This is a genomic window from Pseudomonas sp. GZD-222 (genome assembly GCF_049310525.1).
Classification (GTDB): domain Bacteria; phylum Pseudomonadota; class Gammaproteobacteria; order Pseudomonadales; family Pseudomonadaceae; genus Aquipseudomonas.
This window is the reverse complement of the sequence record NZ_JBMOWO010000036.1, coordinates 1-12,847: the sequence shown is the minus strand read 5'-3', so window position 1 is coordinate 12,847 and position 12,847 is coordinate 1. Positions and strand designations below refer to the sequence as shown.

The following is a 12,847-nucleotide window of genomic DNA, read 5'->3' as shown; positions in this document are numbered from 1 at the left end:
CTGCCTCTTGCTAGTGTTTATTTTTTGTTGTTCCTTCTCCCCTCCCCCCCCCCCCCCCCCCCCCCCCCCCCCCCCCCCCCCCCCCCCCCCCCCCCCCCCCCCACCGCTCAGTAACCGACAGTGAAACGCTGACGCGAGTGAGCGGGCTTCTCCACTTCATCGAGCATGGCAATGGCGTAGTCGGCAAAGCTGATCCAGCTCTTGCCGTCGGCGCCGATCAACAGGTGATCCTTGCCGGTCTTGTAGCTGCCGGTCCGCGCACCTTCAACAAACTCGGCCGACGGTGACAGGAAAGTCCAGTCCAGTTCCTTTTCCTGGCGCAGGGTATCGAGGTAATGCCCCCCGGCAGTGGCCTCGGCCTTGTACGCTTCAGGAAAGTCCGGGCTATCGATGACCTTGTGCCCCGACGGCAACAACAGGCTGCCGGCCCCGCCCACTACCAGCAGCCGCTTGACCCCGGCCTTCTTCACCGGCTCGATGATGGCCTGCGGCTTGATGCTGGAAAAATGCGCCGCGCTGAGCACCACGTCGTGCCCAGCCAGTGCCTGTTCCAGCGCGGCGGCATCACTGACATCCAGCGCCACGCTGTTCACCCCGTCGCGGCCCTGCAGGCTGGCCGGATTGCGGGCGATAGCGGTGACACTGTGGCCACGACGCAGGGCTTCTTCCAGCAACTGGCTACCGGCACGGCCGGTTGCCCCGATGATTGCGATCTTGCTCATAAAAAACCTCCAGTCAGGATTGAATGACACTTACCACTTCATTTCGCCCTTGGCGACCTTGGCGCTGAGCTCCAGCGAGCTCTCCTCGCCCAGGTCCGGGAAGCGTTTTTTCATCGCCGCAATCAACGCAGCGGCGTTGTCGGCCTTGGCAGTTTCTTCGTCGAAGGCACGGATGTAGTCAGCGGTGAAACGCACCGCTTCAAGCGATTCGCCGGGCTGCCCCAGGTAATGACCAGGCACCACGACCTGCGGCTTGAGCAGTTCGATGCGTTTGAGGGTCGTAAGCCAGTCCTTGTGCGATTGCGCCGTCTGGGTGTCGGCCATCCAGACATGCAGGTTGTGCGCGACCACCACACCGCCGACCACCGCCTTGATCGACGGAATCCAGACAAAGCTGCGGTCCGCTTGCGGCCCATCAAGACCGAGCACTTCAAGGTGCTGGTCTTCCAGTGTCAGTCGATTACCTTCCAGCACCTGTGGGACCACCAGTTTTGCTGGTTTGTCCGTGCCCATCTGCGGTCCCCAATAGGCCAGTTTGGCGTCCATGGTCTGCTTGATATGGGCAACCGTTGCCGCCGAGGCGACGACTTTGGCCTGTGGGTAGGCATCGGTAAGGGTCTGCAGGCCGAAGTAGTAATCCGGATCGCCGTGACTGATATAGATAGTGGTCAGGTGTTTGCCGCTAGCGCGCAGTTTTGCCAGTACCTGCTCGGCCTGGCCTTTGCCGAACTGGGCATCGACGAGAATAGCGTCGCGTTTGCCGCTGACGATGACCGAGCTGACCGGAAATAGCGCTGCGGTGCCCGGGTTGTAAACATCCAGTGTCAACGGCTGCTCGGCTGCATGGGCCTGGGCCAGTACACCGAGGGTGGCAACGGCCAGCAACAACCCGCGCAAGGAGAATGAACGACGCATCAAGGCAATTCCTGTGAGAGAGGCAATGAGCAACAGCTTAGTTGCACGAACCAATACAAAAAATGCGATGCTTAGGATTAGTTTGTTTCTAAAATCGGGCAAATCATGGATCGTCTGACAGCAATGCGTGTCTTCGTCAGTGTGGTCGATCTGGGCAGCCAGTCGGCCGCGGCTGATCACCTGGACCTATCGCGCCCGGTGGTATCCCGGTACCTCGCCGAGCTGGAAGACTGGGTCGGCGCACGCCTGATGCAACGCACCACCCGCCGCTTGAGCCTGACTGCCGCAGGCCAGGAAACCCTGCCGCGCTGCCGGCAGATGCTGGAACTGGCCGGCGACCTGCAAGCGGCCGTGAGCACACCGGATGAAGCGCCACGGGGTGAGCTGCGGATCAGCGTCAGCACCTCGTTCGGCCAGGCACAATTGATGGACGCCATGGCCGATTACGTCAAACGCTACCCCGGGGTGAAGATCGACCTGCAAATGCTCGATCGCACGGTGAACCTGGTGGACGAGCGCATCGACCTGGCGATCCGCACCAGCAACGACCTGGACCCCAACCTGATCGCCCGTCGCCTGACCGTGTGCCGCTCGGTGATCTGCGCCTCTCCCGCCTACCTGCGCGAACACCCGGCACCCTTGCAGGTCGAGGACCTGGCCCGGCACAACTGCCTGACTCACTCCTATTTCGGCCGCAGCCTCTGGCACTTCGACGTAGAGGGCGAAACGGTCTCGGTTCCCATTCAGGGCAATATCAGCGCCAACGAAGCGATGACCCTGCAAAGGGCAGCCCTGGCCGGTGCCGGGATCGCCATGCTGCCCACCTACCAGGTTGCCCCCGCCCTGCACAGTGGCGAGCTGGTGCGCCTGTTACCCCAGGCCAAGCCCCGCGAACTCAACCTCAACGCCGTCTATACCTCGCGCAAACACATGCCGGCCACCTTGCGCAGCATGCTCGACTTCCTCGCCGAGCGCTTCACCGCCGAACCTGCATGGGACCGCGACCTGCACTAGCGCAGGCAGTCCGGACGAAGCTGGCCTATGCTTTAAATAGCACCTGTGTGCGGAGAGAAAGAGGTGAGCACCATGGGCCTCAAATCCAGAAAATGCGCCGCTGTCTGTGCCATCGCCGCTGTAGTCGGGCTTTATGCCGCAGCCGCCTACCGGGTCGAACAGATCCGTAATCAGCCGTATTCGGCAGCCAGTTGCAGCCTGGCCCATTGCGTCCCGCACACCGCCACCCTGAGCGCCCTCAAATAAGCGTAATCCAGGCCGACTATCGCGCTGGCGCATGGATTGGAGCAGACGCTTAGCAAGCTATCGAGTACACTGACCAGCACTCGCTTTCGCAGCACACGCCTGCGAAATAACCCTGCCCTACGAGCTGGCCCGTGACGCAACTCAACACTCCGCAACCGGTCCTGCGCAGCGTGCTGGTTGCGCTGATGCTGGCAATTTTCCTCGGCGCTCTGGACCAGACCATCGTCGCCGTGTCGATGCCGGCGATTTCCGCGCAATTCAACGATGTTGGCCTGCTTGCCTGGGTGATCTCCGGCTACATGGTGGCGATGACCGTGGCCGTCCCGATCTACGGCAAGCTCGGCGACTTGTACGGCAGACGGCGGATGATCCTCACCGGCACCGCGCTGTTCACGATCGCTTCGCTGTTCTGCGCCCTCGCCCAGAACATGGAGCAACTGGTCCTGGCGCGCGTGCTGCAAGGCATTGGTGCGGGCGGCATGGTTTCGGTCAGCCAGGCGATCATCGGTGACTTCGTCCCGCCTCGCGAACGCGGTCGCTATCAGGGCTACTTCAGCAGCATGTACGCCCTGGCCAGCGTGATGGGCCCGGTGCTTGGCGGTTACCTCACCGAGTACCTGTCCTGGCGTTGGGTGTTCTGGTTGAACCTGCCGCTGGGGCTTACGGCCTGGTGGGTAACCCGACGGGCGCTGCAAACCCTGGTGGTGCCGCAACGTCAGGTACAGGTCGACTACATCGGCGCCGCCCTGCTGATTTTCGGTCTCAGCAGCCTGTTGCTGGGGATTACCCTGATCGGCCAGGGTCACGCCTGGTACACCTCCGAGGTGAACTCCCTGCTGGCCTGTGCCCTGGGCGGACTGTTGGTTTTCGTCCTCCACGAACGCCGCACGCCAGAGCCCTTGCTACCCCTCAAGTTGTTCGCCAATCCAGTCGCCACCCTGTGCTGGTGCACCCTGTTTTTCACCAGCTTCCAGGCCATTTCCCTGACCATGCTGATGCCGCTGCGCTACCAGAGCATTACCGGCGCCGGCGCCGACAGCGCGGCCCTGCACTTGCTGCCACTGGCCATCGGCCTGCCGATCGGTGCCTATTGCGGGGGGCGCCTGACCAGCTTCACCGGCCGTTACAAACCGCAGATTCTAGGCGGGGCGCTGCTGATGCCGTTTGCCATCGTTGGCATGGCCTTCACCGCACCGGAGTCTGCCTGGCTCAGTGGGCTGTTCATGGTCTTGACCGGGATTGCCTCGGGCTTGCAGTTTCCCACCTCGCTGGTCGCAGCCCAGAGCGCGGTGGAAGCGCGGGATATCGGCGTCGCCACCAGCACCAGCAACCTGTTCCGCTCGCTGGGCGGGGCCATGGGCGTTGCCTGCATGTCGGCGCTGTTGCTGGCGATGCTCCAGGAAGGTGGCCTGAGCCTGGCCGGCGACGCCTTGCTTGGCAGCCTCCAGGCCGGCGAACCGAGCGCCTCGATGCAAGCGCAATTGCTGACGACCTTCCGCCATTTGTTGCTCGGCAGTGCTATGGTGTCCCTGTTCGGACTGACGGCTGCGCTGGCCCTGCCGGACAGGGAATTGCGCGGCCGTACGTAGGACGTTTACTACGGCCGCGGAAACAATTCATCACAAACCTTCACAAAGTCTCATTTGCGCAAGGTCGGGCTCAAGCGCAGCATATCTAGCCCGGTATCGATCCACAGTTCGGCTTGAGCCAGCAGGTCGAAGCTTTCCGGAAGCAGCAGCCAGCGACGGATCAGGCCGTCTATATAGGCATAGATCGCCAGCGCCGCACGCTCGGGATCTATATCGGCGGGCAGTTGCCCGCGCTTGACTGCATTGCCCAGCGACAGCGCAATATGGGCATGACACTCAAACGTCGAGGTTTGCCGCTGTTGGCGGATCTCGCACATGTCATCGGTGAATTCACACTTGTGATGCAGAATTTCGTTGATTCGCCGGGTTTTCGGGTCGAGCACCATCTGGTGCATCAACTGAACCAGCAGCTTGCGCATGCAGCCAAGAGGATCAAGTTCATCTTCGCTTTCACTGGCGCGTGCCAAGGCATCCAGCGGCTCGTGCAAGCTTTCGAGCATGGCCTCGACCAGCTCGGCCTTGTCGTTGAAGTGCCAATAGATCGCGCCGCGGGTTACCCCCGCCAGTTTGGCGATATCGGCCAGGGTGGTACGCGCTACCCCGCGCTTGTAGAAGGCCTTTTCCGCAGCTTCGAGAATCTGCGCGCGGGTTTCCTGGGCTTCCTCTTTGGTTCGACGGACCATGGCAGTACGACCTCATCAAAACCCAGGCGCATGCACGGGCACCCGGGGGCTGGGCCGGATCAACCTCTGACAGGTTGTTACCGGAGTATGAATTTCAAGGCTTGCGGCGAGCACAGGCATCGTCAGCAAAGTATTTACAAACAACCATGAATGTAAGTATATTCCTTAGCAAGCTATTTATCCACTCGACAAAATTTTTCTATTGCACCCTTTCAATTATTCTTGAGCGTCTTCAGCTCTTGCGACCCGAGGATCTTCATGCAATTCAAGCCAGCTGTTACCGCTCTGGTTTCCGCCGTCGCCCTGGCAACACTGCTCAGCGGCTGTAAAAAGGAAGAGGCTGCGCCTGCTGCGCAAGTTCCTCAGGTCGGCGTCGTTACCCTGCAAACCCAGGCCTATACCCTGACGTCCGACCTGCCGGGGCGCACCACCGCGTACCGCATTGCCGAGGTCCGTCCGCAGGTCAATGGCATCATTCTCAAGCGCCTGTTCAAAGAAGGCACCGAGGTCAAGGAAGGTCAGCAGCTGTACCAGATCGATCCTTCGGTGTACGAAGCGACGCTGGCCAGCGCCCAGGCCAACCTGCAATCGACCCGTTCGCTGTCGGAGCGCTACAAGCAGCTCGTCGCCGAACAAGCGGTCAGCCGTCAGGAATACGACGACGCGCAAGCCAAACGTTTGCAAGCTGAAGCTTCGCTGCGCAGCGCCCAGATCGACCTGCGTTACACCAAGGTTCTGGCCCCGCTGAGCGGTCGTATCGGTCGTTCGTCCGTGACTGAAGGTGCGCTGGTCAACAATGGCCAGGCCGACGCCATGGCGGTGATCCAGCAGCTGGACCCGATCTACGTCGACGTCACCCAGTCCTCGGCCGAGCTGCTCAAGCTGCGCCGTGAACTGGAAAGCGGCCAGTTGCAGAAGGTCGGCGACAATGCCGCCAAGGTCACCCTGACCCTGGAAGACGGCAGCACCTATCGCCAGGAAGGTCGTCTGGAGTTCTCTGAAGTCTCGGTTGATCCGACCACCGGCTCGGTAACCCTGCGTGCCGTGTTCCCGAACCCTGAGCACAACCTGCTGCCAGGCATGTTCGTTCACGCGCGCCTGAAGGCCGGTGTCAACGCCGAAGCCATCCTCGCGCCGCAACAGGGCGTGACCCGTGACCTCAAAGGCCAGCCGACCGCCCTGGTGGTCGACAAGGACAACAAGGTTGAACTGCGTCAGCTGGAAGCCAGCCGTACCGTCGGTAGCGACTGGCTGATCGTCAAAGGCCTGAGCGCCGGCGACCGCCTGATCACCGAAGGTCTGCAGTTCGTGCGCCCGGGCATCGAAGTCAAAGCCACCGAAGCCACCAACGTCAAGCCTGCTCAGCCAGCCCAGGCCAATGCAACGACTGCAGGGGCCAAAGGGGAGTAAACCATGTCGAGATTCTTTATCGATCGCCCGATCTTTGCCTGGGTGATCGCCTTGGTGATCATGTTGGTCGGCGCTTTGTCGATCCTCAAGTTGCCAATCAACCAGTACCCGAGCATCGCCCCGCCAGCCATCGCCATCGCCGTAACCTACCCGGGCGCTTCGGCGCAGACCGTGCAGGACACCGTGGTGCAGGTGATCGAGCAGCAGCTCAACGGGATCGACAACCTGCGTTATGTCTCGTCGGAAAGTAACTCCGACGGCACCATGACCATCACTGCGACCTTCGAGCAAGGGACCAACTCCGATACCGCCCAGGTCCAGGTCCAGAACAAGCTGAACCTGGCCACCCCGCTGCTGCCACAAGAAGTGCAGCAACAGGGTATTCGTGTGACCAAGGCGGTGAAGAACTTCCTCCTGGTAATCGGCCTGGTCTCCGAAGATGGCAGCATGACCAAGGACGACCTGGCCAACTACATCGTTTCCAACATGCAGGACCCGATCTCGCGTACTGCCGGTGTCGGTGACTTCCAGGTGTTCGGTGCCCAGTACGCCATGCGTATCTGGCTCGACCCGGCCAAGCTGAACAAGTACCAGCTGACTCCTGTCGACGTGCGCACCGCTGTGGCGGCGCAGAACGTTCAGGTGTCGTCCGGTCAGATCGGTGGTCTGCCAGCCCTGCCCGGCCAGCAGTTGAACGCCACCATCATCGGCAAGACCCGTCTGCAGACCGCCGAGCAGTTTGAAAAGATCCTGCTCAAGGTTAACCGCGACGGTTCGCAAGTACGCCTGGGTGATGTTGCCACCGTCGGTCTTGGCGGCGAAAACTACGCCGTCAGCGCCCAGTTCAACGGCAAGCCGGCCTCGGGTCTGGCGGTCAAACTGGCAACCGGGGCCAACGCCCTGGACACCGCCAAAGCCCTGCGCAAGACCGTCAGCGAGCTGGAACCGTTCTTCCCGCCTGGGATGAAAGTGGTGTTCCCGTATGACACCACGCCAGTAGTAACCGAATCGATCAGCGGGGTAATCCACACCCTGATCGAAGCGATCGTGCTGGTGTTCCTGGTGATGTACCTGTTCCTGCAGAACTTCCGCGCGACCATCATCACCACCATGACGGTTCCGGTGGTATTGCTTGGCACCTTCGGCATCCTCGCGGCCGCCGGCTTCAGTATCAACACCCTGACCATGTTCGGCATGGTGCTCGCCATCGGTCTATTGGTGGATGACGCCATCGTTGTGGTGGAAAACGTCGAGCGGGTGATGTCCGAAGAGGGCCTGTCACCCAAGGAAGCGACCAAGAAGTCCATGGGCCAGATCCAGGGCGCGCTGGTCGGTATCGCCATGGTGCTCTCGGCGGTACTGCTGCCAATGGCGTTCTTCGGCGGTTCCACCGGGGTGATCTACAAGCAGTTCTCGATCACCATTGTGTCGGCCATGGCGCTGTCGGTGCTGGTCGCCCTGATCTTCACCCCGGCCTTGTGTGCGACCATGCTCAAGCCGATTGCCAAGGGTGAGCATCATGTTGCCAAGCGCGGTTTCTTTGGCTGGTTCAACCGTAACTTCGACCGCAGCGTACAGAGCTACGAGCGTGGCGTAGGCAGCATCCTGCGCAACAAGGCGCCGTACATGCTCGCCTACCTGTTGATCATGGTCGGCATGATCTGGCTGTTCACCCGCATCCCTACCGCGTTCCTCCCCGAGGAAGACCAGGGCGTACTCTTCGCCCAGGTACAAACCCCGGCCGGCTCCAGTGCCGAACGCACGCAGGTGGTGATCGACGAAATGCGCAGCTACCTGCTCGACAAGGAGTCCGATACCGTTGCCTCGGTATTTACCGTGAACGGCTTCAACTTCGCCGGTCGTGGCCAGAGCTCGGGTATGGCCTTCATCATGCTCAAGCCATGGGATGAGCGTTCGGCCGAGAACAACGTGTTCAACCTGGCCAACCGTGCCCAACAGCACTTCTTCACCTTCCGCGACGCGATGGTGTTCGCCTTTGCCCCGCCTGCGGTACTGGAGCTGGGTAACGCCACCGGTTTTGACGTGTTCCTGCAAGACCGTGCCGGTGTTGGCCACGACAAGCTGATGGAAGCGCGCAACCAGTTCCTCGGCATGGCCGCACAGAGCAAGATCCTCTCGGCAGTACGTCCGAACGGCCTGAACGATGAACCGCAGTACCAGCTGACCGTCGACGACGAGCGCGCCAGTGCCTTGGGCGTGACCATTGCCGACATCAACAACACCCTGTCGATTGCCCTGGGTGCCAGCTACGTCAACGACTTCATCGACCGTGGTCGGGTGAAGAAAGTCTACATCCAGGGTGAAGCGGCTTCGCGCATGAGCCCGGAAGACTTGCAGAAGTGGTACGTGCGTAACGCTGTCGGCGAGATGGTGCCGTTTTCCTCCTTCGCCAAAGGCGAGTGGATCTACGGTGCACCGAAGCTGTCGCGTTACAACGGTGTCGAAGCGATGGAAATCCTCGGCGCACCAGCCCCTGGCTACAGTACCGGTGAAGCGATGCTCGAAGTCGAGCGTATCGCCGCTCAACTGCCCAAGGGCATTGGTTACTCCTGGACCGGCCTGTCGTACGAGGAGCGCCTGTCCGGCTCCCAGGCGCCTGCGCTGTACGCCCTGTCGCTGCTGATGGTATTCCTGTGTCTGGCGGCACTGTATGAAAGCTGGTCGATCCCGATCGCGGTCATGCTCGTGGTACCGCTGGGGATCATCGGTGCGCTGCTGGCTACCAGCCTGCGCGGTCTGTCCAACGACGTGTACTTCCAGGTCGGCTTGTTGACCACCATCGGTCTTGCGGCGAAGAACGCGATTCTGATCGTCGAGTTCGCCAAAGAACTGCACGAGCAAGGTCGCAGCCTCGCCGATGCTGCCATTGAAGCGTGCCGGATGCGTCTGCGGCCGATCATCATGACCTCGCTGGCGTTCATTCTCGGCGTGGTACCGTTGGCTATCTCCACCGGTGCAGGTTCGGGCAGCCAGCATGCCATTGGTACCGGGGTAATCGGCGGGATGCTGACGGCCACCGTACTGGCAATCTTCTGGGTACCGCTGTTCTTCGTTAGCGTGTCGTCGCTGTTCGGTAGCAAGAAGCCCGAAGAAGACGCCACCCCTGAAACTCCACGCTATGAGGCTGGGCAATGAGTAAGTCCCTGTTGTCCCTGGCGGTCACCGCTTTCATCCTTGGCGGCTGCTCGCTGATCCCTGACTACCAGACCCCGGAATCGCCGGTGGCCACGCAGTGGCCGCAAGGCCCTGCCTATTCGCCGACCGAGTCGGCGAATGTCGCCGCCGCCGAGCAAGGCTGGCGTCAGTTCTTCCAGGACCCGGCGCTGCAGCAGCTGATCCAGACTTCGCTGGTCAACAACCGCGACCTCAAGGTCGCGGCGCTGAACATCGACGCCTACCGCGCGCAGTACCGCATCCAGCGAGCCGACCTGTTCCCTGCGGTCAGCGCCAATGGCAGCGGCAGCCGTCAACGGATGCCGGCCGACATGTCGCAGACCGGTGAATCCGGCATCACCAGCACCTATTCGGCAACCCTCGGGGTGAGCGCCTATGAACTCGACCTGTTCGGTCGCGTACGCAGCCTCACCGAGCAGCAACTGGAAATCTACCTGTCCAGTGAAGAAGCGCGGCGCTCGACCCAGATCGCCCTGGTCGCCAGCGTGGCCAACGCCTACTTCACCTGGCAGGCCGATCAGGACCTGCTCAAGCTGACCGAAGACACCCTCAAGACCTACGAGCAAAGCTACGCGTTGACCTTGCGCAGCAATGAAGTGGGTGTGGCCTCGGCCCTGGACCTGAGCCAGGCACGGACCTCGGTAGAGGGTGCCCGAGTCAAGCTGGCCCAATACCAGCGCCTGGTTGCCCAGGATCAGAACAGCCTGGCTGTGCTGCTCGGCACCGGCATTCCGGCCAACCTGCCGGCGGCCAAGGACCTCGACAGCGACCTGCTGGCCGAGGTACCGGCGGGCCTGCCGTCCGACGTGCTGCACCGGCGTCCGGACATCCAGGAAGCCGAGCACCTGCTCAAGGCTGCCAACGCCAACATCGGCGCGGCCCGGGCTGCGTTCTTCCCGAGCATCAGCCTGACCGCCAACGCCGGCACCATCAGCCCGGACATGAGCGGGCTGTTCAACGGTGGTTCCGGTACCTGGTTGTTCCAGCCGCAGATCAATCTGCCGATCTTCAACGCCGGGGCCCTGCGTGCCAGCCTCGACTACTCGAAGATCCAGAAGGACATCAACGTCGCCAAGTACGAGAAAACCATTCAGACCGCCTTCCAGGAAGTCTCCGATGGCCTCGCGGCGCGCAAGACCTTCAACGAGCAGTTGCAAGCCCAGCGTGATCTGGTGTCTGCCAACCAGGACTACTACCGTCTGGCCGAGCGTCGCTACCGTATCGGTGTCGACAGCAACCTGACCTTCCTCGACGCCCAGCGTCAGTTGTTCAACAGCCAACAGTCGTTGATCACTGACCGCCTGTCGCAGCTGGTCAGCGAGGTCAACCTGTACAAGGCCCTCGGTGGCGGCTGGTACGAACAGACCGGTCAGGCGCAGCAGCAGGCTGCGGTTGAGTCGTCGAAAGGCTGAGTCTGGTTTGTGGTTCAGAAGCCCACCCTTGCGGTGGGCTTTTTTATGCCCACGAATTACTTGTAGGAGCGGATTCATCCGCGATGGCGTGCACAGCGCGCCCCTAAAACAGGACTGCTGCGCAGTCCATCGCGGATAAATCCGCTCCTACAAACTAACCAAACAGTTACCGTTCGATTACCGCCCAATACCGCCTGTAACGAATTGATTCATCCCCTCCCGCCGCCGCACCATCCCTTCGCTGCTTTTGCAAAGCACTCCCCTAAAGACTGTTGCCCGGCCTGCGACCCCTAAACGTCGCAGCGGATGGCTTCGGCTTGAATAAAAACAAGAGACACACACAATGACCACACCCGCACCCGCACGACATCTGCTTCCCGGCCTGCTGGCCATGACTTGCGCCCTCCCGGCCCTGGCGGCTGAAAGTGGCTTTGTCGAAGATGCCAAGGCCAGCCTCAACCTGCGCAATTTCTACATCAACCGTAACTTCGTCGACCCGGCCAACCCGCAAGGCAAAGCCGAGGAATGGACCCAGAGTTTCATCCTCGACGCCCGCTCCGGCTTCACCCAGGGCATCGTCGGCTTCGGTGTCGATGTGCTCGGGTTGTACTCGGTGAAGCTCGATGGCGGCAAGGGCACCGCAGGTACTCACCTGCTGCCGGTGCATGACGATGGGCGCCCGGCAGATGATTTCGGCCGCCTGGGCGTGGCGCTCAAGGCCAAGGTGTCGAATTCCGAGCTGAAAGTCGGCGAATGGATGCCCGTACTGCCGATCCTGCGCTCGGATGATGGCCGCTCGCTGCCGCAGACCTTCCGCGGCGGGCAGATCACCTCCCAGGAAATCGCCGGCCTCACGCTGTATGGCGGGCAGTTCCGCGCTAACAGCCCGCGCAATGACGCGAGCATGGAAGACATGTCGATGAACGGCAAGGCGGCCTTCACTTCCGACCGTTTCAACTTTGCCGGCGGCGAGTACAGCTTCAACGACAAGCGCACCCTGATCGGTTTGTGGAACGCTGAACTGAAAGACATCTACAGCCAGCAGTACATCAACCTGGTGCACAGCCAGCCTGTGGGTAACTGGACCCTGGGGGCCAACCTGGGTTACTTCATCGGCAAGGAAGACGGCGCCGAACGGGCCGGCGAGCTGGACAACCGCACCGCCTCGGCCCTGCTGTCGGCCCGGTATGGCAGCAGCACCTTCTATGTCGGTCTGCAAAAGGTCAGCGGTGATGATGGCTGGATGCGAGTCAACGGCACCAGCGGCGGCACCCTCGCCAACGACAGCTACAACTCCAGCTTCGACAATGCCAAAGAGCGTTCCTGGCAACTGCGCCACGACTTCAACTTTGCTGGTGTCGGCATCCCTGGACTGACCCTGATGAACCGCTACATCAGCGGTGACAACGTCCACACCACCACGGTCAGCGACGGCAAGGAATGGGCGCGGGAATCGGAACTGGCCTACGTGATCCAGTCAGGCAGCTTGAAGAACCTGTCGTTCAAATGGCGCAACTCGACCATGCGTCGTGACTACAGCAGCAATGCCTTTGACGAGAACCGCCTGATCATCAGCTACCCGATCAGTATTCTTTAAAGAATCGCGGGGGGGGGATGGCTTCACCCCCTTCCACTCCCCCTGGGGGGGGGGGGTTTACTCC

General features: G+C 61.4%; 10 protein-coding genes. 7 read left to right on the top strand and 3 right to left on the bottom strand.

Going from position 1 to position 12,847, the window contains the following annotated elements:
* Positions 1-107 precede the first annotated feature (107 nt).
* Both ACO6VD_RS06515 and ACO6VD_RS06510 read right to left on the bottom strand, forming a co-directional pair.
* Positions 108-722: an NAD(P)-dependent oxidoreductase gene (locus ACO6VD_RS06515; RefSeq protein WP_422417794.1), complete on the bottom strand. Its 615-nt coding sequence runs from the start codon at positions 720-722 to the stop codon at positions 108-110.
* 30 nt (positions 723-752) lie between these two features.
* Positions 753-1,637: an MBL fold metallo-hydrolase gene (locus ACO6VD_RS06510; RefSeq protein WP_422417792.1), complete on the bottom strand. Its 885-nt coding sequence runs from the start codon at positions 1,635-1,637 to the stop codon at positions 753-755.
* Between the two features lie 105 nt (positions 1,638-1,742).
* Between ACO6VD_RS06510 and ACO6VD_RS06505 the strand changes: the two genes are divergently transcribed.
* The 3 genes from ACO6VD_RS06505 to ACO6VD_RS06495 all read left to right on the top strand — a co-directional run bounded on the left by ACO6VD_RS06505 (position 1,743) and on the right by ACO6VD_RS06495 (position 4,486).
* Positions 1,743-2,651, top strand: a complete 909-nt coding sequence (locus tag ACO6VD_RS06505; RefSeq protein WP_422417790.1) for a LysR family transcriptional regulator — start codon at positions 1,743-1,745, stop codon at positions 2,649-2,651.
* A 72-nt stretch (positions 2,652-2,723) separates the two neighbouring features.
* Positions 2,724-2,897 carry a hypothetical protein gene (locus ACO6VD_RS06500; protein ID WP_400173442.1) on the top strand — a complete coding sequence of 58 codons (174 nt, stop codon included), beginning with the start codon at positions 2,724-2,726 and terminating at the stop codon, positions 2,895-2,897.
* 131 nt (positions 2,898-3,028) lie between these two features.
* Positions 3,029-4,486 (top strand): MDR family MFS transporter, encoded by a 1,458-nt coding sequence (locus tag ACO6VD_RS06495; protein WP_422417788.1) that lies wholly within the window; start codon positions 3,029-3,031, stop codon positions 4,484-4,486.
* Between the two features lie 50 nt (positions 4,487-4,536).
* On the opposite strand, the gene ACO6VD_RS06490 is transcribed toward ACO6VD_RS06495, so the two are convergent.
* Positions 4,537-5,169: a TetR family transcriptional regulator gene (locus tag ACO6VD_RS06490; protein ID WP_400173444.1), complete on the bottom strand. Its 633-nt coding sequence runs from the start codon at positions 5,167-5,169 to the stop codon at positions 4,537-4,539.
* A gap of 258 nt (positions 5,170-5,427) precedes the next feature.
* Between ACO6VD_RS06490 and ACO6VD_RS06485 the strand changes: the two genes are divergently transcribed.
* The 4 genes from ACO6VD_RS06485 to ACO6VD_RS06470 all read left to right on the top strand — a co-directional run bounded on the left by ACO6VD_RS06485 (position 5,428) and on the right by ACO6VD_RS06470 (position 12,783).
* Positions 5,428-6,579 carry an efflux RND transporter periplasmic adaptor subunit gene (locus tag ACO6VD_RS06485; RefSeq protein WP_400173445.1) on the top strand — a complete coding sequence of 384 codons (1,152 nt, stop codon included), beginning with the start codon at positions 5,428-5,430 and terminating at the stop codon, positions 6,577-6,579.
* Positions 6,580-6,582: 3 nt separating this feature from the next.
* On the top strand, positions 6,583-9,735 hold the full coding sequence (locus tag ACO6VD_RS06480) for an efflux RND transporter permease subunit (protein WP_422417786.1): 3,153 nt from the start codon (positions 6,583-6,585) through the stop codon (positions 9,733-9,735).
* Positions 9,732-11,186, top strand: coding sequence for an AdeC/AdeK/OprM family multidrug efflux complex outer membrane factor (locus ACO6VD_RS06475; protein WP_422417784.1), 1,455 nt, complete (start codon positions 9,732-9,734; stop codon positions 11,184-11,186). The genes ACO6VD_RS06480 and ACO6VD_RS06475 overlap by 4 nt, the downstream gene beginning before the upstream one ends.
* A 343-nt stretch (positions 11,187-11,529) precedes the next feature.
* Positions 11,530-12,783: an OprD family porin gene (locus ACO6VD_RS06470; protein ID WP_422417782.1), complete on the top strand. Its 1,254-nt coding sequence runs from the start codon at positions 11,530-11,532 to the stop codon at positions 12,781-12,783.
* Positions 12,784-12,847: the final 64 nt, after the last annotated feature.

Coding starts and splice junctions, on each gene's coding strand:
- ACO6VD_RS06480 (WP_422417786.1), top strand. CDS start 6,583: ATGTCGAGATTCTTTATCGATCGCCCGATCTTTGCCTGGGTGATCGCC.
- ACO6VD_RS06470 (WP_422417782.1), top strand. CDS start 11,530: ATGACCACACCCGCACCCGCACGACATCTGCTTCCCGGCCTGCTGGCC.
- ACO6VD_RS06510 (WP_422417792.1), bottom strand. CDS start 1,637: ATGCGTCGTTCATTCTCCTTGCGCGGGTTGTTGCTGGCCGTTGCCACC.
- ACO6VD_RS06490 (WP_400173444.1), bottom strand. CDS start 5,169: ATGGTCCGTCGAACCAAAGAGGAAGCCCAGGAAACCCGCGCGCAGATT.
- ACO6VD_RS06500 (WP_400173442.1), top strand. CDS start 2,724: ATGGGCCTCAAATCCAGAAAATGCGCCGCTGTCTGTGCCATCGCCGCT.
- ACO6VD_RS06505 (WP_422417790.1), top strand. CDS start 1,743: ATGGATCGTCTGACAGCAATGCGTGTCTTCGTCAGTGTGGTCGATCTG.
- ACO6VD_RS06475 (WP_422417784.1), top strand. CDS start 9,732: ATGAGTAAGTCCCTGTTGTCCCTGGCGGTCACCGCTTTCATCCTTGGC.
- ACO6VD_RS06485 (WP_400173445.1), top strand. CDS start 5,428: ATGCAATTCAAGCCAGCTGTTACCGCTCTGGTTTCCGCCGTCGCCCTG.
- ACO6VD_RS06515 (WP_422417794.1), bottom strand. CDS start 722: ATGAGCAAGATCGCAATCATCGGGGCAACCGGCCGTGCCGGTAGCCAG.